The organism is Brevibacterium yomogidense (assembly GCF_016107685.1).
Lineage (GTDB): Bacteria > Actinomycetota > Actinomycetes > Actinomycetales > Brevibacteriaceae > Brevibacterium > Brevibacterium yomogidense.
Map to the genome: position 1 here is coordinate 216,529 of NZ_JABASY010000002.1, position 21,637 is coordinate 238,165.

The 21,637-nt window shown below is 67.4% G+C and carries 20 protein-coding genes and 1 tRNA gene; 8 read left to right on the plus strand and 13 right to left on the minus strand.

The window, feature by feature from the left end; all coding sequences use genetic code 11:
* Positions 1-59 precede the first annotated feature (59 nt).
* On the plus strand, positions 60-605 hold the full coding sequence (locus JFC09_RS05300) for a YceI family protein (RefSeq protein ID WP_198392970.1): 546 nt from the start codon (positions 60-62) through the stop codon (positions 603-605).
* Positions 606-721: 116 nt separating this feature from the next.
* Here JFC09_RS05300 and JFC09_RS05305 read toward each other — a convergent pair whose 3' ends face one another.
* The 5 genes from JFC09_RS05305 to JFC09_RS05325 are packed head-to-tail and all read right to left on the minus strand — an operon-like array spanning position 722 to position 5,748.
* A complete protein-coding gene (locus JFC09_RS05305; protein WP_232483201.1) occupies positions 722-2,044 on the minus strand; it encodes an aminotransferase class I/II-fold pyridoxal phosphate-dependent enzyme in 1,323 nt (440 codons plus the stop codon).
* Positions 2,041-2,829 carry a histidinol-phosphatase gene (hisN, locus tag JFC09_RS05310; RefSeq protein ID WP_198392971.1) on the minus strand — a complete coding sequence of 263 codons (789 nt, stop codon included), beginning with the start codon at positions 2,827-2,829 and terminating at the stop codon, positions 2,041-2,043. Before hisN ends, JFC09_RS05305 begins: the two co-directional genes overlap by 4 nt.
* Positions 2,830-2,882: 53 nt before the next feature.
* The gene (rsgA, locus tag JFC09_RS05315; RefSeq protein ID WP_198392972.1) at positions 2,883-3,905 is read right to left on the minus strand and encodes a ribosome small subunit-dependent GTPase A; all 1,023 of its coding nucleotides are present in this window, start codon (positions 3,903-3,905) and stop codon (positions 2,883-2,885) included.
* A gap of 14 nt (positions 3,906-3,919) precedes the next feature.
* Entirely contained in the window at positions 3,920-5,251 is a 1,332-nt protein-coding gene (gene aroA / locus JFC09_RS05320; RefSeq protein ID WP_198392973.1) for a 3-phosphoshikimate 1-carboxyvinyltransferase, read from the minus strand.
* A complete protein-coding gene (locus JFC09_RS05325; protein WP_198392974.1) occupies positions 5,251-5,748 on the minus strand; it encodes a DoxX family membrane protein in 498 nt (165 codons plus the stop codon). Before JFC09_RS05325 ends, aroA begins: the two co-directional genes overlap by 1 nt.
* 196 nt (positions 5,749-5,944) lie before the next feature.
* Between JFC09_RS05325 and JFC09_RS05330 the strand changes: the two genes are divergently transcribed.
* Positions 5,945-6,553, plus strand: a complete 609-nt coding sequence (locus JFC09_RS05330; RefSeq protein WP_198392975.1) for a sigma-70 family RNA polymerase sigma factor — start codon at positions 5,945-5,947, stop codon at positions 6,551-6,553.
* Complete coding sequence (gene rsrA, locus JFC09_RS05335; protein WP_198392976.1) at positions 6,550-6,840, plus strand: mycothiol system anti-sigma-R factor; 291 nt, start codon at positions 6,550-6,552, stop codon at positions 6,838-6,840. The genes JFC09_RS05330 and rsrA overlap by 4 nt, the downstream gene beginning before the upstream one ends.
* A 102-nt stretch (positions 6,841-6,942) precedes the next feature.
* Here the strand turns inward: rsrA and JFC09_RS17060 are convergent, their stop codons facing one another.
* The 3 genes from JFC09_RS17060 to JFC09_RS05345 form a co-directional block, all read right to left on the minus strand.
* On the minus strand, positions 6,943-7,017 hold the full coding sequence (locus JFC09_RS17060; protein WP_408610951.1) for a 50S ribosomal protein bL37: 75 nt from the start codon (positions 7,015-7,017) through the stop codon (positions 6,943-6,945).
* A 94-nt stretch (positions 7,018-7,111) separates the two neighbouring features.
* Positions 7,112-7,723 (minus strand): GDSL-type esterase/lipase family protein, encoded by a 612-nt coding sequence (locus JFC09_RS05340; protein WP_198392977.1) that lies wholly within the window; start codon positions 7,721-7,723, stop codon positions 7,112-7,114.
* Entirely contained in the window at positions 7,723-11,544 is a 3,822-nt protein-coding gene (locus JFC09_RS05345; RefSeq protein ID WP_198392978.1) for a multifunctional oxoglutarate decarboxylase/oxoglutarate dehydrogenase thiamine pyrophosphate-binding subunit/dihydrolipoyllysine-residue succinyltransferase subunit, read from the minus strand. The genes JFC09_RS05340 and JFC09_RS05345 overlap by 1 nt, the downstream gene beginning before the upstream one ends.
* A 104-nt stretch (positions 11,545-11,648) precedes the next feature.
* Here JFC09_RS05345 and JFC09_RS05350 point away from each other — a divergent pair, with 104 nt between their 5' ends.
* The 5 genes from JFC09_RS05350 to JFC09_RS05370 all read left to right on the plus strand — a co-directional run bounded on the left by JFC09_RS05350 (position 11,649) and on the right by JFC09_RS05370 (position 17,141).
* Complete coding sequence (locus tag JFC09_RS05350) at positions 11,649-13,217, plus strand: GuaB1 family IMP dehydrogenase-related protein (protein ID WP_198392979.1); 1,569 nt, start codon at positions 11,649-11,651, stop codon at positions 13,215-13,217.
* A 137-nt stretch (positions 13,218-13,354) separates the two neighbouring features.
* Positions 13,355-14,806, plus strand: a complete 1,452-nt coding sequence (locus JFC09_RS05355) for a hemolysin family protein (protein WP_198392980.1) — start codon at positions 13,355-13,357, stop codon at positions 14,804-14,806.
* Positions 14,803-15,861, plus strand: a complete 1,059-nt coding sequence (locus tag JFC09_RS05360; RefSeq protein ID WP_198392981.1) for a hemolysin family protein — start codon at positions 14,803-14,805, stop codon at positions 15,859-15,861. Before JFC09_RS05355 ends, JFC09_RS05360 begins: the two co-directional genes overlap by 4 nt.
* A gap of 156 nt (positions 15,862-16,017) precedes the next feature.
* The gene (locus JFC09_RS05365; RefSeq protein ID WP_232483202.1) at positions 16,018-16,941 is read left to right on the plus strand and encodes a M15 family metallopeptidase; all 924 of its coding nucleotides are present in this window, start codon (positions 16,018-16,020) and stop codon (positions 16,939-16,941) included.
* Positions 16,942-17,065: 124 nt separating this feature from the next.
* Positions 17,066-17,141: transfer RNA gene (locus JFC09_RS05370), tRNA-Arg, on the plus strand.
* Positions 17,142-17,220: 79 nt separating this feature from the next.
* Here JFC09_RS05370 and JFC09_RS05375 read toward each other — a convergent pair.
* The 5 genes from JFC09_RS05375 to JFC09_RS05395 form a co-directional block, all read right to left on the minus strand.
* Complete coding sequence (locus JFC09_RS05375; protein ID WP_198392982.1) at positions 17,221-18,135, minus strand: tyrosine-type recombinase/integrase; 915 nt, start codon at positions 18,133-18,135, stop codon at positions 17,221-17,223.
* A gap of 188 nt (positions 18,136-18,323) precedes the next feature.
* A complete protein-coding gene (locus JFC09_RS05380) occupies positions 18,324-18,539 on the minus strand; it encodes a helix-turn-helix transcriptional regulator (protein WP_198392983.1) in 216 nt (71 codons plus the stop codon).
* Between the two features lie 249 nt (positions 18,540-18,788).
* Positions 18,789-20,276: a hypothetical protein gene (locus JFC09_RS05385; protein WP_198392984.1), complete on the minus strand. Its 1,488-nt coding sequence runs from the start codon at positions 20,274-20,276 to the stop codon at positions 18,789-18,791.
* Positions 20,277-20,943: 667 nt separating this feature from the next.
* Complete coding sequence (locus JFC09_RS05390; RefSeq protein ID WP_198392985.1) at positions 20,944-21,171, minus strand: hypothetical protein; 228 nt, start codon at positions 21,169-21,171, stop codon at positions 20,944-20,946.
* Positions 21,168-21,503 (minus strand): helix-turn-helix domain-containing protein, encoded by a 336-nt coding sequence (locus tag JFC09_RS05395; protein WP_198392986.1) that lies wholly within the window; start codon positions 21,501-21,503, stop codon positions 21,168-21,170. The genes JFC09_RS05390 and JFC09_RS05395 overlap by 4 nt, the downstream gene beginning before the upstream one ends.
* Positions 21,504-21,637: the final 134 nt, after the last annotated feature.

Here is a 21,637-nt window from a genome sequence, read left to right on the forward strand (position 1 = left end):
GTTTAAAGTTTAACTATGGTGGGTGATGCAGCCACACACCACGACTTGAGGAGATTTGCATGACTGCTCTGCCCAACCTGACAGCCGGTACCTGGAACATCGACGCCGGTCACTCGCAGTTCGCGTTCATCGCGCGTCACGCCGGTGTCTCGAGGGTCCGCGGCCACTTCCAGGTCATCGGCGGTGCGATCGCCGTCGGCGAGGAGTTCGAGAACAGCACGGTCCGAGCTGAAGCCGCAGCCTCCAGCATCACGACGGGCAACGAGCAGCGTGACGGCCACCTGCAGTCCGGAGACTTCCTCCTGGCGGAGGAGAACCCCACGATCGTCTTCGAATCGACGGGCATCTCGGACGTCGACGGCACGGACTTCCAGCTCACCGGCAACCTCACGATGCGCGGAGTGACCAAGGAGGTCACCCTCTCGGCGGAGTACGCAGGCGCGGCGGAGGACCCGAACGGGAACACCGTCGCAGGCTTCTCCGCGACGGGCAGGATCAATCGCAAGGACTGGGGCATGAGCTTCGACGCCGTGCTCAAGGGCGGGGAACTGCTCGTGTCCGACAGGGTCACGCTCGAGATCGACATCGAGGCCGTCAGGGCCTGACAGCGCTCGCCCCGTCTTCCCGGGGCAGGTGGTCGCGACCTACCGCACATGCTGACGACGAAGCCCGAGGCGCACTCGCCTCGGGCTTCGTCGTGCCCGGTCGGCGGGCGTCCGGCTCAGTCGACGAGCGTCCCTGCGAAGGTGCGGAACCGGCGTGCGGCCTCCGCCACGTCGTCGTGCCCCTTGCAGAAGGAGTAGCGGATGACGGAGCTCATCGCGCGTGCGGTGGGCGAGCCGGCCGCACACAGGGCGGGCGCCGGGACACCCGTGACCCCCACTTCCCGGGTGAGGTGCTCGTTGAGAGCGAATGCGTCGGCGGTGAGGGCGGCCGCACCGGAGTCGGGGCTCGTCCCGCCCGCTCCGGGCCTCGCTTCCCCGTAGAGCCCCCGGAAGTCGACGAGGACGAAATACCCGGACTCCGGGGTGATCACCGTGACGCCGGGGACCTCACGCAGCGCGTCGACGAGCAGATCGCGGCGGCCGGAGAGGATGCGGGCGTTGTCCTCGAGGAACGCGGGATGGTCCGTGAGCGCGGCCGCGACCGCCGGCTGCAGCGGCGCTCCGTTGGTGAACGTGAGGTACTGCTTGACGGCTCGCACCGCTTCGAGGACAGCCGGGGACCCGATGAGCCAGCCGATCTTCCACCCGGTCGCGTTGAACGCCTTGCCGGCGGAGGACACCGTCACGACCCGAGGGTCGTCCAGGAGCGCCGCCGGTGCCACGTGCGTCCCATCGAACACCAGGTGCTCGTAGACCTCGTCGGTCAGCAGCCAGGCGCCCGCCGCTGCGGTGAGCTCGCCGATCCTGACGATCTGCTGCTCGTCGAGCACCAGACCCGTGGGGTTGTGCGGGGTGTTGAGGAGGACGATCGACGTGCGGTCCGTGATGGCCGCGGCCAGCGCCTCGAAGTCGACGCCCACGGAGCCCCCGTCGAAGGCGAGGCCCACGGGGCGCAGCCGCGCGCCGGCCAGGGCGGCAGCGGCGGCGTACGAATCGTAGTAGGGCTCCAGCACGACGATGTCCGTGCCGGGGGGTGCCAGCGCCACGATCGCGGCGGTGAGCGCCTCGGTCGCCCCCGCCGTGACGAGCACCTCCGTCGGGTCGACCTCGTGCCCCCAGTCGCGCCGCCTGTGCTGGGCGACCGCCTCGCGCAGCACGGGTGCTCCCAGCGGCGGTGCGTACTGGTTGGCCCCGGCCCGCATGGCGTCGTAGGCCGCGGCGAGGAGGAATTCGGGTGCGGGGTCGCCGGGGGCTCCCTGTCCCAGGTTCACCGCGTCGTGAGCGAGAGCCAGCTGGGTCATGCGGCCGAACACGGTCTCCTCGACCTCGCCGGTGGCGGAGACGAGGCCCGCGGCGTCGGACATCCGGTGCCACAGCGGCTGTTCGCCGTTCCGACTGCCGGGTGCCCCGGTGTGGTCTGCTGCGGTCGAGCCCGTCATGCCTGCCTGCCGATCCGCTCGAGAGCGATGTCGTGGAGCGCGCCGTTGGACGCGACCGCGTCCACACCGAACGGACCCGGCGCGCCGTCGAGGCCCGTGAAGGAACCGCCGGCCTCCGTGACGATCGGGACGAGCGCCGCCATGTCGTACAGTTCGAGCTCCGGTTCCGCGGCGACGTCGACGACCCCCTCCGCCACCATCATGTACGACCAGAAGTCGCCGTAGGCGCGCGTGCGCCACACGTCGTCGAGCAGGCCCAGGAACCTGTGCCGCAGGCCCCGCTCCTTCCAGCCGCTCAGCGACGAGTACGACACCGAGGCGTCGGCGAGGTCCGCGACCTGCGACACCTGGATCGGCTGGGGCGGTCCGCCCTGGGTCGTCCGGTGTGCGCCGCCGCCGGTCCGTGCCCACCACCGCATGCCCAGCGCCGGGGCGCTCACGACACCCAGCACGGGGTTCTCGCCGTCGTAGAGGCCGATGAGGGTCGCCCACACGGGGACGCCGCGCACGAAGTTCTTCGTGCCGTCGATGGGGTCGATGATCCACCTGCGGCCCGTGTCGTCGCCGCGTGAGCCGTACTCCTCACCCAGGAGGGCGTCGTCGGGCCGCTCCGTCCGCAGCGCGTCGGACACGTGCTGCTCGACCGCCCGGTCGACTTCGGTGACGGGACTGAGGTCCGGCTTCGATTCGACGGCGAAGTCGTGCGCGAGGAAACGGGGGAGCGAGATCGCGTCGGCGGCATCGGCGAGTGCGAGCGCGAGCGTGAGATCGTCTGCGGTGGCCATGAGGCCAGTCTATGGACGGGTGCGGCGGTGGACGGCAGGCGTCCGCCCCGTGATCACGTGAGGTTGCCCAGGAGTCGCCGGAGGGACCTCAGCCGGCGACCGCCGGACGGCCCCGCCTCCCCGGACGCGACCCACGCGTCCAGCGCGCATCCGACGGCCCCTTCCGCGTGTGTGCACCCCCGCGGGCAGTCGGCGGTCGCGGGGGTGAGTTCCGCGAACGCCGCGACGACGGAGTCCGCGTCGACGTGTGCCAGGCCGAAGCTGCGCACCCCCGGCGTGTCGACGACCCATCCGCCCTGTGGGAGGGGCAGCGCCCACGTCGACGACGAGGTGTGGCGACCTGTGCCGGTGTTCTCGTTCACCTCGCCGGTGGCACGGTCGGCTCCTGGGACGAGCCGGTTGATGAGCGTCGATTTGCCCACGCCGGAATGGCCCAGCAGGACGCTCTGCCGATCGGTCAGGTGGGGGAGGAGAGCATCCGTGCGGGGCAGGCCGGCCGCGTCGTAGCCGCATTCGACGATCTCGACGTCGACGTCCGCGAACCTGTCCCGGACCTCCGTCGCGGGGTGCAGATCCGTCTTCGTCACGGCGATGAGCGGGCGGATGCCCGCGTCGAAGGCGGCGACGGTCGTCCGGTCGAGGAACCCCCACGAGGGCTCCGGGTCGGTCGTCGCCGTGACGACGACCAGGGTGTCGGCGTTCGCGACGACGACGCGTTCCGTGGGGTCCGTGTCGTCGGAGGAGCGCCGCAGCACTGTGGTCCGCTCCTCGACCGTCACGATGCGGGCCAGCGTGCCGTCGTCGCCCGAGGTGTCGCCCGTCATGCTCACGCGGTCGCCGGGGACGATCGGGCGGCGTCGCAGATGGGCGGCACGCACGCAGGTGACGACGGGGGCCTCCGCGGACGCGGACGCGAGGTCGTCACCGGCGATGACCCGGTAGCGCCCGCGGTCCACGGACACGACGACGCCGCGCACCGCGTCCGAGTAGTCGGGGCGGCGCTTCGTCCGGGGACGGCTGCCGCGCCGACTGGGACGCGGACGGTACTCCTCCTCGCTCGTGATGGTGCGACCCATGGGATGCGGGGCACTCAGGCGCCCACGGCCTCCGTCCACAGGTCCACGAAGGTGGGCATCGTCTTCGCGACGGTGTCCGGGTCGTCGAGCACGACCCCCGGGACCCGCAGGGCGATGATCGCGCCCGCCATCACCATGCGGTGGTCGTGGTATGTGCCCCACACCGTCGGTGCGTGCGGTGCGGAGCGGATGGTGAGGCTGTCCGCGCCCTCCTCGACGACCGCCCCGGCCTGCGTGAGCTCCGCCGTGAGAGCGGTGAGTCGGTCCGTCTCATGACCGCGCAGGTGGCCGATCCCGCGCAGTGTGCTGGTGCCGTTCGCGAACGCGGCGACGGCGGCGGTCACCGGGGTGAGCTCACCGACATCGGACAGGTCCAGGTCGACTGCGGACAGTTCCTGGGGGCCGGTGACGGTGAGGCCCGAACGGGTCCACTCGACGCTGCCGCCGAACGCTTCTGCGATGCGACGGAACTCGTCGCCGCCCTGCGTCGTGTGCGCGGGCCAGTGGGGGACCGTGACGGTGCCGCCGGTGACGAGCGCGGCCGCCAGGAAGGGCGCTGCGTTCGACAGGTCCGGTTCGACGACGACGTCCAGCCCGCGGGGTCGCCCCGGCTGGACGACCCAGCGTCCCGGCTCCGGCTCCTCGATGAGGACACCCGCATCCGCCAGCACCTCGACGGTCATGTCGATGTGGGGGCGCGACGGCAGGGCGTCGCCCGTGTGCGTCACCTCGAGCCCGAGGTCGTAGAGACATCCGGACAGGAGGAGCCCCGACACGAACTGGCTCGAGGCGGACGCGTCGATGCTCACGTGGCCGCCGCGGACCCCCTGAGGGGCGTCGACCCGGAACGGCAGGTACCCGTCCGCGGATTCGACGTCCACGCCCAAGGACGTGAGGGCGTCGAGGATCGTCGACATCGGGCGAGTGTAGGCCGTGACGTCCCCGTCGAACTGCACGGGCCGGCGCGTCGCCGCGGCCAGGGGCGGGGCGAAGCGCATGACGGTGCCCGCGAGCCCGCAGTCCACGGTGAGCGGTGTGCGGGCCTGATCTGCGGGGGGTTCGTCGCCGGTCGCCGCCGCAGAGGCCCCGTCGGTGGGGAGAGGGATCGGGGTGACCTCGAGATCACCGTTCTCCCGGGTGTCGATGACGGCCCCGAGGCTGCGGACCGCATCGATCATCAGTGTCGCGTCGCGGCTGACGAGCGGATTGCGGATGACGGACGGCGAGTCCGCGGCCGCCGCCGTGACGAGGTATCGGTTCGTGAGTGATTTGGAGCCCGGGACGATGACGGTGGCGTGGACCGGGGTCGTCGCGGTGGGCGCCTGCCAGCGGCTGGGTGTGGCCATCAACGCTGGGAGACGGCTTCGACAGCCTTCGCGGACGTCTTCTCGATGTTCTTCCGCAGGTCTTCAGCGGCGTGCTGCGCGCGCCACACGAGGCCCGGGCGGCCCGCAGTGTCGACGCTCGCGAGCAGCGCCCCACCGAGCATCGACGTGCGCGTGAGGAGCGCGTTGCGCCGCTCGCTCTTCTCGTCCTTCGACGCGGGCTTGTCGCTGCTGAGCGCATGGCCGGCCAGGTCGAGGACGTATGTGCCGACCAGCACGGCGGACGCGGCCCGGGGGAAGCGGCCGATGGCGAGCAGTGCGCCCGCCGCGGCCTGTGCCGCACCGGAGGCCCGGGCGACCGTCTCCGCGCCGACGGGCACGTCGACGACCTTGCGGGTGAGGGAGAGGACCGCCTCGGCGGAGTCGACGGAGGAGCGGGGGTCGCGGACGCGGGCGATGCCGTTCGCGATGTAAGCGCTGGCGAGCAGAGGGCGGGCGATGAGTCGGACAGGGTTCACGGTGGATCCTTCCGTGCAGGGTGTGCGGTCTGCTGTTCAGCATATCGTCCTGCGGTCCGCGTGGGCCGACCGATCGGAATCAGCGGGCCCGCAGGTCGGAATACTCGTCTGCGGGGACGTGTTCCCCCAGCATGAGGAGGTGGCCGTGCCCACAGATACGTGTGAAAGGGTCGCTGACCCCTTACGATGGGGTTCGATGACTGACATTGCCCACACGCCTTCGGCGGAAACGGATGACGAGCGCCACGAGCGCTTCGAGCGGGATGCGCTGGAGTACGTGAACCAGCTCTACGGCGCTGCCCTGCGCATGACGCGCAACCCGGCGGACGCGGAGGACCTGGTGCAGGAGGCGTACGCGAAGGCCTACGCGGCCTTCCACCAGTACACGCCCGGGACGAACCTCAAGGCGTGGCTGTACCGGATCCTCACGAACACCTTCATCAACAACTATCGGAAGAAGCAGCGTCGGCCGCTGGAGTCCAGCGGGGAGGGCGTCGAGGACTGGCAGATCCACCGGGCTGCCGGACACACGTCCTCGGAGGGGCGCTCCGCGGAGCTCGTCGCCCTCGACCACCTGCCGGACTCGGATGTGACGGACGCGCTGTCGATCCTGCCGGAGGACCGGCGGATGGTCGTCTACTACGCGGACGTCGAAGGACTGCCCTACAAGGAGATCGCAGAGATCATGGGCACCCCCATCGGCACCGTCATGTCCCGCCTGCACCGCGGACGTCGGCAGCTGCGGGAACTGCTCGCGGACTACGCGCGCGAGCGCGGCTTCGGTGTGTCGAAGGAGGAAGCATGAGCGACGAGCTGAAAGACGATTCCTGCTGCGACAGCGCGCGCTCCCGCAGCCTCGAGCGGATCTACCACTACCTGGACGGTGAGCTCGAGCGCCACGAGATCGAGAAGATCCAGGCGCACCTGGACGACTGCGTCGACTGCAGCAGCGAGTACGAGATCGAAGCGCTGCTGAAGGAGCTCGTCCGCCGTTCGTGCACCGCGGGTTCCGCTCCGGAAGGTCTGCGCGAGCGGATCAGGGAGCGGATCGTCGTCGAACGGCGCACGACCATCATCCGTCGGATCCGCTGAGAGGCGCTCGACCCACGGGCGGACACGCGAAAGGCCGGGAGCACCCTGCGAGGGGCTCCCGGCCTTCTGCGTGTCAGCCGCGCATGTCCGCGCGGCGCACGATCATGCGTTGGGGCGCTTGCCGTGGTTGGCGTTGCGCCTCTTGCGGTCGCGGCGCTTGCGTGCACGCTTGCTCATGGTTCACTCCTTCTGTCGGTGGCTCGATCCTTCCACAGTGAGAACCCCCACACCAACTGTCGGATGCGGGCAGGAGCCCTCTGCGGTCGGCTTGTCAGTCTTCTCCCAGAGCATCGGCGACCCCGAACCATTCGAACCACCCGCGGTGGAGGACCAGCCATGCCAGGAGCCCGTAGCCTTCCTGTGCCGGCGTCCCGGTCCGGGTCGATGCCAGTTCGCGCTGCCACACGGGGTGGGAGCGCAGGGGTGTGAACGTGTCGACGTAGGGGATGCCGCGACGGTGTGCGACGTCCGTGAAGCCGGTGTTGAACTCCGCCAGGCGCCGGTTGCGGTCGCCGTCCCGCACCGGTGTGGGACCGACGACGAAGGTCTGCACCTCCGCCGTGAGTGCGGAGTCGAGGATGTTCGCGACATTGAGCCGTGCACGTGCGACGGAGATCCCCGATTCGGTGTCCGCGGAGCCCAAGCCGATGACCAGGCGGTTCTCCGTCTGATCGGAGAACCTGCGGGAGGCCTCCTCCATGCACCGCGCCGCGAGCCCGGACGAATCCTCGTCCGTCGTGGCGAGTGTGAAGAAATCGGCGTCGGGGACGGATGGGTAGGTCCGTGCGGCGACGCGGCCCACCCATCCCAGACCACGGCCGTCGCCGTGGCCGGCGACCAGACGGTCCCCGACCACGACGACGGTCTGACGGCGGCGCGACATCACCGTGCGAAGACCCGCTCGATGAGATCCGCCTGTTCGGCGTCGTGGATCGACTTCAGGCCGGTGGCGGTCGACGCGGATTCGGCGCGGGACACGACGCGCACGTCGCGGCCCTCCAGGACCTCCGGCAGGTGCATGGCGATGTAGGGCCACGCGCCCTGGTTCTCCGGCTCCTCCTGCGCCCAGACGATCTCCGCACCCTCCGGGTACTGCGACAGCGCAGTGCCGATCGACGCTTCGTCGAGCGGGTAGAGCTGTTCGAACCGGACCAGTGCGGTCGTCGTGTCCTCACGCTTCGTCCGTGCGGCGAGCAGCTCCCAGTAGAGCTTGCCGGACACCAGGACGACGCGGTCGACGGTGGAGGCGTCGACGCTCGTGTCCGCGATGACGGGCTCGAACGTGCCGGACGTGTACTGCTCGACCGACGTGGCGGCCGCCTTGAGGCGCAGCATCGACTTCGGTGTGAACACGATGAGCGGCTTCTTCACCTCTGCATGCGCGTGGCGGCGCAGGAGGTGGAAGTACGACGCCCCGTCGGCCGGGTTCGCGATCGTCATGTTGTCCTGAGCTGCCAGCTGCAGGAAGCGTTCGATCCGGGCGGAGGAGTGGTCCGGTCCCTGTCCTTCGTAGCCGTGCGGCAGGAGGAGGACGACGCCGGACGTCTGCATCCACTTCTGCTCGGACGAGGAGATGAACTCGTCGATGATCGACTGCGCGCCCTGCATGAAGTCGCCGAACTGCGCCTCCCAGAGGACGAGCGCCTCAGGACGCTCCACGGCGTAGCCGTACTCGAAGCCCATCGCGGCGTACTCGCTCAGCAGCGAGTTGTAGATCCACAGTCGGCCCTGGTCGTCGGACAGGTTGGCGAGGGGTGTCCACTCGTTGCCGTTCTCGTAGTCGACGAGCACCGCGTGGCGCTGCGTGAAGGTGCCGCGGCGCGAGTCCTGGCCGGACATGCGGACGGGGATGCCCTCTGCCAGCAGCGATCCGAAGGCCAGCAGCTCCGCGAAGCCCCAGTCGATGCCGCCGGAGCGGGTCATCTCCCGGCGCTTCTCGAGGAGGCTGCGCAGCTTCTTGTGGACCGTGAAGCCGTCCGGGATGTCCATGAACGCATCGCCGATGCGCTCGATGAGTTCGCGCGACACCGCTGTCTCCAGCGTCGTGCGTCCCTCGATCGCGCGGGATTCCTGATGGATGCCGAATGCGGAGTCGCTCGAGGAGCTGTTCTTCTCCGACTCCTTCGTCTCCGCGAATGCGGATTCGAGCTTCGACTGGAAGTCCGCCAGCGCGTCCTTCGCCTCTTCCTCCGTGATGCGCTTCCGGCCCACGAGGGATTCGGTGTAGAGCTTGCGGACCGTCGACTTCTGGTCGATGAGCGAGTACATGACCGGCTGCGTCATCGACGGGTCGTCGCCCTCGTTGTGACCGCGGCGGCGGTAGCAGACGAGGTCGACGACGACGTCGCGGTTGAACGCCTGGCGGTATTCGAAGGCGAGCTGTGCGGCGCGGTAGACCGCTTCCGGGTCGTCGCCGTTCACATGGATGACGGGCGCGCTGATGATCTTCGCGACATCGGTCGAGTAGTACGACGAGCGCGCGGACGCGGGTGCCGTCGTGAAGCCGACCTGGTTGTTGATGACCACGTGGATCGTCCCGCCGGTGCGGTATCCCCGCAGCTCCGACAGGTGCAGCGTCTCTGCGACGACGCCCTGTCCGGCGAATGCCGCGTCTCCGTGGACGAGCACGGGGAGGACGGGGAAGCCCGTCTGGTTCGGGTCGATGACGTCCTGCTTGGCGCGGGCGATGCCTTCGAGGACCGGGTTGACGGTCTCGAGGTGGCTGGGGTTCGCCGCGACGTACACCTTCGTCGAGTTCCCGTCCGGTGAGGTGAACGACCCGTTGGTGCCCAGGTGGTACTTGACGTCGCCGGAGCCCTGGACTGCGCCGGGATCGGGGATCCCCTCGAACTCGTTGAACACCTGCGCGTAGGACTTGCCCGCGATGTTCGTGAGCACGTTGAGCCGACCGCGGTGGGCCATGCCGACCGTGACCTCGTCCATGCCGGAGTCGGCGGCCTGGTTGAGGATCTCGTCGAGCAGGACGATCGTCGATTCGCCGCCCTCCAGGGAGAAGCGCTTCTGTCCGATGAACTTCGTCTGGAGGAACGTCTCGAAGGCCTCCGCCGCGTTGAGGCGGCCCAGGATGTGGCCGTGCTCCTCGCGGGTGAGCTCTTCGTGCGTCGTCTCCAGCTTGGACTGGAACCAGCGGCGCTGCTCCGGGTCCGCGATGTGCATGTACTCGATGCCGGTGGTGCGGCAGTAGGAGTCGCGGAGGATCCCGAGGATGTCGCGCAGCGGCAGCATCCGGGCCCCGCCCAGACCGCCGGTGGGGAATTCGCGCTCCAGGTCCCACAGGGTGAGGCCGTGGGTGTTGATGTCGAGGTCCGGGTGCGTGCGCTGGCGGTACACGAGCGGATCGATGTTCGCCATGAGGTGACCGCGCGCGCGGTAGGCGTCGATGAGTTCGATGACGCGCGCGGTCTTGTTCACGTCGTCGTAGTCGTCCGCGGACACGTCCGGGACCCAGCGGACCGGTTCGTAGGGCAGGCGCAGCGACGCGAAGATGTCGTCGTAGAAGCCGTCCTCGCCCAGGAGGAAGCCGTGGATGAGCTTGAGGAACTCACCGGATCCGGCGCCCTGGATGACGCGGTGGTCGTAGGTGGATGTGAGGGTGAGGACCTTGGAGATCGCGAGGCGGTTGACGGTCTCCTGGCTGGCACCCTGGAATTCGGCCGGGTAGTCGAGGGCGCCCACGCCCACGATCGATCCCTGACCGACGGTGAGGCGCGGCATGGAGTGCACGGTGCCGATGCCGCCGGGGTTGGTGAGCGAGGCCGTGGTGCCGGCGAAGTCGTCCGCTGTGAGCTTGCCGTCGCGACCGCGGATGACGAGGTCGTCGTACGCGTCCACGAACGCCTTGAAGGTGAGCCTCTCCGCCTTCTTGATGTTGGGGACCAGGAGCGTGCGGGTGCCGTCCTTCTTGGGCACGTCGATCGCGATGCCCAGGTTCACGTGACCGGGCTGCACCATGACGGGCTTGCCGTCCTGGACGTCGTAGTAGACGTTCTGGCTGGGGAACTCCCGCAGCGCTCGGACCATCGCGTAGGCGATGATGTGGGTGAAGGAAACCTTGCCGCCGCGCGTGCGCTTGAGGTGGGAGTTGATGACGATGCGGTTGTCGATGAGCGCCTTGGCGGGCAGCGCGCGCACCGAGGTCGCGGTGGGGACGGTGAGGGACTCGTCCATGTTCGACGCGATGAGCCTGGCGGGTCCGCGCAGCTTCGTCACGACGTCCTCGACGTCCTCAGCGGCCTCGTTGCTGCGTTCGGGCAGGTTGGAGGCGCCGGCGGACTTCGATTCGGCCTTGACCGTCTCCTCGTCGGAGGTCGCGGGGGTGACGCCGCGCTCCGATGTGGAGTCCTTGTCCGTCGCCGTCTTCGCCCCTCCGGGGCGTGAGCCGGCGCTCGTCTTGGCCGAGGACTCCTTGGCAGGTGCTGTCGTGGAGGCCTTCTTCGCGGCCGGCTGCTTCGCGGTCGACTCCTTCGTCGCCGACGAGGCCTTGGACCCGGTCGTGGCAGTCCCTCCGCCGGACGATGCGGATGCACCGTTGCCGGATGCGCCGCCCTCTGCTTCGAACTTCTCGAACACCGGCCACCAGGACCTGTCGACGGAGTTCTTGTCGGACTTGTACTGCTCGTACATTTCCTCGACCAGCCACTGGTTCGATCCGAAGTCGGATGCGGCGGTCGTGGGGGTGTTCATTGACACGGCGTGTTTCGCCCTCTTCCACAGTAGGGAGATAAGACTGTGCCCCGCAGTCTATCGGCACTGTCACGCGAAGGAAGGGAATGGGCGACAATGGGCGTATGCGATTCATCACCGAATCCCCCAGACATGACCTCACGTACTCCGACGTCTTCCTCGTGCCGTCGCGTTCCGCAGCGGCCAGCCGCTTCGACGTGTCGCTCGAATCCGCTGATGGGACGGGCACCACGATTCCCGTCGTCGCAGCGAACATGACGGCGGTGTCCGGCCGGCGGATGGCGGAGACGATGGCGCGGCGCGGCGGGCTGGCCGTGCTGCCGCAGGACATCCCGCTCGATGCGGCATCGGAGACGATCGGCTGGGTGAAGGACCGTCACCCGCTGCTGGAGACGCCGATCCGGATGGGCCCGGACGACACGGTCCTGGAGGCGCTGCACCTCGTGCACCGGCGGGCGCACGGGGCGGTCGCCGTCGTCGACGACGACCGGCGGTTCCTCGGGATCGTCACTGCCGAACAGCTCGACGCCGTCGACCGGTTCACACGGATGTCCGCGCTGCTGGACGAAGACGTGCACACCGTCGACACGGCCGGGCTCGCCGCCCGGGCCGCACAGGTGGCCTCCATCGCCGAGGCCGCGGCCGGCTCCGGTGCGTCCGCCGCGGACCGCGCCCGGGGCCTCGGGCGCGGTGGGGGCGGGTCGGACCGCGTGGCACACCCGTCGCGGGCGCTGCTGGCGGACCTGTACGAGGAGTTCGCAACGCAGCGGGCGACGTTCGTGCCCGTGCTGGACGACGGCAGGCTGATCGGCGCGCTCACCCCGCAGTCACTGCTGCGCGCCTCGATCTACACTCCCGCTCTCGACGACGGCGGGCGTCTGCGGATCGCGGCGGCGGTGGGCGTCAACGGCGATGCGCGGGGACGCGCGGAGGCCCTCGTGGAGGCCGGGGCGGACGCTCTCGTGCTCGACACCGCCCACGGCCACCAGGAGAAGATGATCGACGTCCTCGAAGCGGTGGCCGGGGCCGGGCTGGACGTCCCGATCGTCGCAGGAAACGTCGTGACGGCGGACGGTGTGGAGGACCTCGTGGAGGCGGGCGCCTCGATCGTCAAGGTCGGGGTGGGCCCCGGCGCCATGTGCACGACCAGGATGATGACCGCGGTCGGACGGCCGCAGTTCTCCGCGGTGCTCGACGCGGCGCAGAGGGCTCGCGAACTGGGCGCCCACGTGTGGGCCGACGGGGGAGTGCGCTACCCGCGGGACGTCGCACTCGCCCTCGCGGCGGGAGCCTCCCAGGTGATGGTGGGCTCATGGTTCGCAGGCACCTACGAGAGCCCCGGCGACCTGCTCGTCGACTCGGACGGGAAGGCGTACAAGGAGAGCTTCGGGATGGCCAGCGCGCGTGCCGTGGCGGCGAGGACCCGCACGGAGTCCGCGTTCGACCGCGCGCGCAAGGGGCTGTTCGAAGAGGGCATCTCCTCGGGACGCATGCCCGTCGACCCGCAGCGGCCCGGCATCGAGGACCTGCTCGACGAGATCACCTCCGGCGTCCGCTCGTCGTGCACCTATGCGGGTGCCCGCACCCTCGAGGAGTTCGCGGAGCGTGCAGTCGTGGGCGTGCAGTCGGCGGCCGGCTACGAGGAGGGGCGCCCCGTCGCCGCGGGCTGGTGAGCGCGCCGAGGGCGGCCGGTATAGAATCCTCTCCATGACGAGTGACAGTCCGTGCCGGCGTGAAGCCGGCATCCCCGTCCTGACCTCCCCGGCGACTCCCGGTCGCCGCACGCCCCCGCGGGGAGGGATCGTCTGACATGGAGTGGCTCCTGCTCCTCCTGGCGCTCCTCATGATCCTCGGCAACGGCGTCTTCGTCGCCGCGGAATTCGCGCTCCTGACGCTCGACAAGCACACGGTCGATCAGGCGGTGGCGGCGAAGGCCCCCTTCGCCGGCACGATCCAGCGCGCCACGAAGCAGCTGTCGACGCAGCTGTCCGCCGCACAGGTGGGCATCACGATCACCGCGCTCATGACCGGCTACCTCATGGAGCCGTCGGTCGGTGCGCTCCTGGCACCGGTCCTCGGTCTCCTGGGGCTTCCGCAGTCTGTCGTCGCAGGCATCGCGCTGGGCATCGCACTCGTGCTGTCGACGATCCTGTCGATGGTGATCGGCGAGCTCATCCCGAAGAACCTCGCGATCTCCGCACCCATGCACGCCGCACGGATCGCGGTGCCCTTCCAGTACGTCTTCTCCATCGTCTTCAAACCGATCATCGCGGTGCTCAACGGCACCGCGAACAAGGTGCTCATCTCCATGGGGATCGAACCGCAGGAGGAGGGCGCGGCCGGACGCTCACCCGAAGAGCTCACGGCGCTCGTGCGGCACTCCGCCGACGAGGGCAAGCTGGACGAGCAGACCGCGGACCTGCTCGAGCGCACCCTCAGCTTCTCGCAGCGCACCGCTGAGGACGTCATGACCCCACGCACGCGCATGGTGAGCGTCACGAAGGACTCCACCGCGAGCGACATCGTCGACCTCGCGCGCCGCACCGGCTTCTCGCGCTTCCCCGTCGTCCGCGAATCACTGGACGACATCGCGGGCGTCGTGCACATCAAGTCCGCGCTGTCCGTTCCCCTCGACAACCGGTCGGACGCGTTCGCGGGCGGCCTCATGACCGATGTGGCACAGGTCCCGGAGACGCTGCCGCTGGACCGCCTGCTGCTGCGGCTGCGGACCCGGTCGATGCAGATGGTGGTCGTCGTCGACGAGTACGGCGGCACCGCGGGTGTCGCGACCCTCGAGGACGCGGTCGAGGAGCTCGTGGGCGAGGTCGCGGACGAGCACGACCGTCTGCGCGTGCACGTGCGTCCGGCACGGGACGGGTCGTGGATCGTCCCCGGTCGGCTCCGCACGGACGAGGTGTCGTCCGCCGTCAACATCGACATCCCGGAAGAAGCGGACTACGAGACCGTCGCGGGCTATGTGATGTTCGTGCTGGGGCGGATCCCGGACGAGGGCGACGAGGTGCGCATCGACGGTGCCCGCATCATCGTCGAGCGGATGCACGGCAGGCGCATCGAACGACTGCGGCTCGTCCCGGACTACCTCGTCCACGACCGTCTGCGAGCACGCGCGGTCGCCGCCGTCGCCGGCGAGAGCGGCGACCGCGCGGGCGGCGCGACGGCCACCGTGCCCGGGAGCGCGGAGCCCGGGGGCTCCCGTTCCGGGGCCTCCGCTGATGCGCAGAGGGGAGGTGCGGCCCGATGAGTGACTGGATGGGACTCGTATGGCTGGCGCTCCTGCTGCTGGGCAACGCCTTCTTCGTCGCCGCGGAGTTCGCGGTCGTGTCCGCGAAGCGGTCACAGATCGAGCCGTTCGCCGACGCCGGCCGGAAATCCGCCAAGACGACGCTCTACGCCATGGAGCACGTCTCGCTCATGCTCGCCGTCTGCCAGCTGGGCATCACTGTCTGCTCACTGCTCATCGGCAATATCGCGGAGCCCGCGATCCACCACCTGCTGGTGGGCCCGCTGAGCGCGCTGGGGATCCCGGCGTCGCTGTCGGGCGTCATCTCCTTCGTGCTCGCGCTGTCGATCGTCACCTACCTGCACGTCGTCGTCGGCGAGATGATCCCCAAGAACATCGCGATCGCCGTCTCGCAGCAGGCGGCGATGCTCCTCGCCCCGCCCCTGGTTTCCCTGGGACACGTCCTCCGCTTCGTCATCCATCCGATGAACGCATTCGCGAACTGGACGCTGCATCGCCTGGGGGTCGATCCGCGGGATGAGGTGAACGCGGCCTACACGGTCGAGGAGGTGCAGTCGATCGTGGCGGAGTCGCAGCGGGAAGGCCTCCTCCACGACGATTCCGGCCTGCTCAAGGGCGCCCTCGAATTCTCTGACAAGACGGTCGACGAGGTCATGGTGGCACGCGACGACCTCGTGACGATCGACCAGACGGCCACGCCGGAACAGGTGGAGGCCCTCATCGGCCGTACGGGCTTCTCCCGTTTCATCGTCACCGATGACGACGGGCAGCCGGTGTCCTACCTCCACATCAAGGACCTGCTCTACGCGGACAACGACGAGGCGCACCGTGCACCGGTCCAGGACCGCCGGTTCCGATCGATGACCTCCGTCGCCGCGCATGCGGAGATCGAGGACGCGCTCCAGGAGATGCAGTACGCGGGCAGCCACGTGGCGCGCGTGCACGATCCCGGAGGTCGGGCGGTGGGTGTGATCTTCCTGGAGGACGTGCTCGAAGAGCTGGTGGGCGAGGTCGACGACGCGATGCAGAGGAACGCGCGGCGTTCTCGTTCGTGATCATCAGTCACAGTTGTAATATGGTTGTCACGGCTTTGACCTGCGGAAACGCCTCGATTGGACTCCAATGTAACAACCTCGTTATAGTGTTGTGACACATGGAGAGAGCCCGGGGTGAAGCCTGGGCATTCCACCGCAATCTGACTGGAGTGATGCATGGCCGAGCAGCCTGCCGAGCAGGTCTTCACCAGCCGCCGCGAACGCCGGATGGCTGAGGCGGCAGACCGACGCTCGACTCGCCGGATCACGCTTCGCCGCACCCCTGCACCCGCTCTGCCGGCCCCAGCGCCGCGCGCGCGTGTGGGTGCGGGCGCCGTCGCTTTCCGCGGCTCCGATGGTTCGATCGTGCGCGGGATGCGCCGTCGCCGTGCTGTCGCGACGACCGCACTCACCGGAGTTTCCGTCGCGGGTGCCGCGGCGGCCGTCGTGCTCATCTCCGGCAACGGCGCAGGTCAGGCGCAGGCTGCGGAGTACAACGAGGACGCGCCCGTCCTCACTGCCCTGGGTGCGGAGACCGTGTCCGCGGATGTGGGCGACGGTGCCGACGCGGCTGCCGGCCGCACCGCGTCCGGTGCGGTGCCCAGCGCAGAGGGCGAGAGCGCACAGGCTGCGGGCCGCTCCATCACGAAGACCGTGCTCCCCGGCTGCTCGGAGGACGCTGACTTCGGCGATGCGACGAACGGGGAGCTGCCGGATTCGTGGCTGTGCGATCTGGGGATCGGCAACCACAAGCTCCGGGCGGATGCCGCGATCGCGTTCGCGAAGATGAATGCCGCGTACAAGGAGGAGACCGGCGAGGACATGGCCCTCACGGACACCTACCGCTCGCTCGAATCCCAGGTGTCCGTCGCCGGTCGCAAGCCCGGTCTCGCCGCACGTCCGGGAACGTCCATGCACGGCTGGGGCATCGCCATCGACTTCGGCGGGGGTGCCGCCTCCGCGTCCGGCAAGCAGTACGACTGGCTCGTGGCCCACGGGGCGGAGTACGGCTGGGAGAACCCGGACTGGGCGAAGTCCAGCAAGTACGAGCCATGGCACTGGGAGTACGTCCCGGCGCGCCAGGACGTCCGCGGCTCCTGACAGTCGTGTTCGGGCCGTCCGGCCCGACTTCCCGCGCGTGACGATCCTCACGGAGCGCCGCGTGGATCCTGCCGCGGAAGAACGTGACTCACCGCCCCACCGGTGTTAGTGTGGGGTGTCGCCCGCCCGCGTAGCTCAGTGGATAGAGCGTCTGCCTCCGGAGCAGAAGGTCGTAGGTTCGAATCCTGTCGCGGGCACCAATTACGAGGAAGCCCCTGGTCCACTGACCAGGGGTTTTCTCGTTCCTGCACGACACGTTCAACTTTCAATGGACTGTTACTACTGCTCTGTGGCCACACTCTGGCCATGCGAGCCACCGAGAGCCGCTTCTAGGGACGCTCCCAACTCGTCGATCTCGTCGTCATAGAGGTGGCCGTACCGGTCGATGGTCGTCGCGATCTCCCGATGACCGAGCACCTTCTGAAGCACATAGATGTCAGCACCGGATCGGCGGACCAAAGAGGCGTAGGTGTGACGCAGATCGTGCAACCTGACACGGCCAAGACCCAACGAATCGAGAGCAGCCTTCCACCCGGCATCACGCCGCCAGTTGTTCGGATTGAACCGAGCACCACGACGCGGACCCAACACCAACGGCGCATACGGGTGACGGTCCTCCTCGGGGCGCTCAGCGATTCGCCGCTCAATGACCGACCTCGCTGCACCGATCACCGGAACGGTTCGCTTCCCTGCTTCCGTCTTCGGCTCACCAACCACAGCGCCACCACGAGGCCAGGAGACCGCCCGAATCACCGACAGACGCGACCGGGCAGCGTTATAGTCCCGAACCTCCAGACCTGCAAGCTCCCCAACCCTCAGGCCGGTGAAGGCCAGCAGCTCGACAACATCCCCATGCAAAGGGCCGATCTGAGCCGCAAGCGCCTGCACCTCCTCAACACTCAAAGCGCGCTGAGCGGTCTCAGGAGGCCGAGGAGACGGCATAGACACCGTGGCAGGCACAACCTCGTAGCCCAGCGACCGCGCATGCTTCACAGCCCCCTTCACAGCGTTCACAGCCTGCCGAGCCACATACGGACTCAACGACTCCACTGCCTCCCTAACTACCTCTGGAGTCAGACGATCCACCCGGACGGTAGCAATGCAGGCCAGTCGATCCGCCGCAGAAGCATTAACCACAGCAGTCTTCGACCGCCACCGATCTGCGTTGACCTCCTGCCAGAACCCCAGCGCCATGCCGAGCGTGAGGCGATCACCGGCACCACGAGGCCGACCCGCAGCACCCATCGCCTCAACCTTGGCACGGTACGCCCGAGCCTCACGCTGAGTTCCGAATGACCGGCTCCGCAGCTTCCCGGCAACGTCGTACCAGCGCACCTGCCACGACACACCCGAACGCAACTCACGCCGCCTCACCGATGCCATCACTGACCCCGCTTCTGCTCGATCCAGGCCACCACATCCGCCTTCGCCCAGACACGCTTACGGGGCGAGAGCTGGATATGCGGAGGACCGAACGCTGACCGACCACGATCCGCATCAGCAGCCCAGTTAGCCAGCGTCGACTTCGGCACCCGAGTAATCTCCGAGACTTCCTCGACGGTCAACAGCTCCGGTACTTCAACACGCACCACCGTCACAGCAGACCACCTCCTGTACTGTCGCCTACGGCGGGGCCACCCGGCAAAATACTCGTTCCTCGCATTTCACCGGCTATCGAGGAATGTCGCGCCACTAAAACGATGTCCAGAGACGACTCAGCCCTATGAAGCAACCGTTCGACTCGCACACGGTCGTCCTCCTCAACACATGCAGCCACCCACTCCCGCAGCGCAGCCACAACGTCACCCGCTTCCAAGTGCGTCAACGGGCAATAGTCATAATTTGATTCAGGCAGCAACACGATGCTTCACCCTTTCCAGATAAGTTTCGTAACTCGTGTAGTCGGCCCTGTAACGACGTTGACCGAAACCTGGGCGCTCAATGAGTCCCTGACCCGGCTCGAACGCCGCGACGATAGGTGCCCACTCTGTGCCGTTGTCGTGGAGCATCGAGACCGCATCCGCGTTGTCCACGCGCAAGGTATGACGGACACCAAAATTAGAGCGGCTATCGGTATCGAGTGCCTTTGAGGACAATCGCTGCCCCAGGAGAATGACCCGAATCCCAGATTTCGCGCCCTCAGCGACCAAACGGCCGACAGCAGCCTCGATCTTCGGGCCTACCCGCTCCGCTGCCTTACGGTTCTCAGCAGCGTCCTCAGATACAGCAGCCCTACTGATGCCAGGCCACTCCTCCAGCACGGTGACGAGGCACGGCAGCTCCGAGGAGAAGTCACCAGCATCGAGCTTGTCCTTACCATCAGCAGCCAGCTGCAATGTTCGCCGGTCCATTTCCGAGACAATGCCGGTCAGTACGTCGAGAAAGTGCCTGTAGATCGGAGAATCGCCCGCATTCCCGGGGACACCAATGCGCCGGTTCCCCGCAGAGACAAATGGCCCGAGCAGAACGCCGGTCGGATCCAGGCCGCACACTTCCACATCCTCGCGGGCAGCGATCCCGGAAAGACGGGTGTACTCCTGAATGGACTTCCCGCTCCTCGTCATGCCTTGGACAGCCGTATGAGTCGCGTCGAACGGATCCCACATCACATCCTCGCCACGTTCATCGAGTCCGATTTGGACCGGAGAACGATCACCAGTCGGCTCCCGCGACGACCGTGAACCCGACAACGGGTCAGACCACAGCAGCCGGAAGATGGTGTGAGGCCCATCCACCTCTGAACGCAGGATCAGCGACCATGCACCAGTCAGTTCCTTGAACGTCTGGGCGAATTTCTGAACAGAATCAACTGAACCTACGTCCTCCGCCGTTGTACCCGCCTTACCACGCCGAATGCGCAACGTCATCGACGTAGTTGTTACCGACCAGGCCACGAGGCGAGGCGTATCGAAATAGCGCTCCGCGCGCTCCGCCCTAACAAGACCAGCGAGGAACAGCCCATACCGGACAAGACCGGTCCATGCGTCGTCGTCATCCTCAGTCAAATTCGGATTGCGCTCCAACCGTGCACGGCGCACTTCGTCCTCCGACTGCCCGTGGCCACTCCTCCAGGCGATATAGGGCCAGAGCGTCGAGATGCGAACCGCTGCCGATGCGACGTGCCACGGGACCCCAGTCAGCAACTTGACGTACAGGATGTGAACCACGGTCCGCATGGGCAGCGCTGCGAAGGCCCCAATCACCCAGAGCACCCATAGAAGTAAAGACAACGCAGAGGAGTCCACCAGACCAACGATGATCCCGGTGACCACCGCCGCAACCAGGCCGCGAGCCGCCCACGCGATCCACCGTGCAACTCGACGTAAACTGATCATGGTGCATCACCTCGGGCCGCTTGAAACTGCTCAGAGTGATGAACCTCCGGCGAGGGGCAGGCATGCTTACCAGGCTGAAGACCTGCCCCTCGCTCCTGAGATACCTGCATCCGTCTACGGGCACCGCCTCGGCGCGATCCCAGCGCGAACATGGACCACAACGCACCAATGACCGTTGCGCCAGCGATAAACCCTACGATCACGCAGTCCCACGCCCAGGGGGAGTTGAACAGCGTCATCAAGAGCTGATGCCCCGACGAACCTCCGGGAAGCATCGTCACTCACGACCCTTCGCGCTCTCCTGCTGCGGAGCTGCCTGGACCTTACTGGTAGTTCCCACAGGCTCCACCTCAGAAGCGCTCAGCGACACGCCGGATCGACCGCCTTCCATGGACCAGGCCATTGCAAGGAGCCCCTTAGGGAACCGAACTTCAGTGAACACCGGGATAGTCGGAGGGCTTGAAGTCGCCAGCTTGATCTTCGCCGTCGTGCCTTCGGCATTCTCGTCTGCCGGTTTGACGTAGCACTGAATCTCGTACACTGGGGTGTTATTTCGGTCGACACGCTGCACTCCATCTCTGTCGACTCTCGGGGCCGGGCCTTCAGTTAGGAAGAAGGCGCCTGTGCCTGCTTGATCCAGCATGAATCGGTTAAGCATTGTTACTCCTTAGAAAGATGTTTCGATCAGTCGGAACACATTCGTGTGCGATCCAGGGGCGACAACTCGCACCTGCTCCAGGTCTCCCGCAAGGAGAAGGTTCTGCACCGCCTCGACCGCGTCTACGCGCCTCATATCGCAGCCGCGCGCTAGAGCGCTGAGATTCACGGCTGTGAACTCCTCGGCATTGACATCGCTCCACATCTTCAGTTCGTCCAGAACCTTTGTCTCGTTCACTTGCCCTCCTCCGTTTCGGCAGCGATAGAGAGGAATTCCTCTGAGTAGCCTGCATAGTTGACTGGACGGCCTTCACGCACGACTTGCACCTTGATGACGCCGAATGCTGACAACCGATCCAGGCTATTGCGGGTCGTGATCCGCGACAGGCCGGATTCCCTTGCAATCTGGCTGAGATTTATCGCAGTCATATCTCCGGATGCGAGTAAGTAACCGGCCAGCACGTTCAGCAATCTCGTAGCTTGTCCCTCAACTGGCAGCGAGTCGTGTTTCTTCTCAAATTGCCGCAGGGTTCTCCATGCGGTGCCTACTGAAAGTCTCTTGGATTCCATCGGCTCAAACCTTTCGCTAGGTGGCGATCGCCCCCTATTGAGTGACGATGGTTCCACCGTAGCCAACTGGTACGAACCTTGTCAATAGGTACGATGCATATGATCCTTAGGGGTAGGAGCGTATCGGAGGGCCA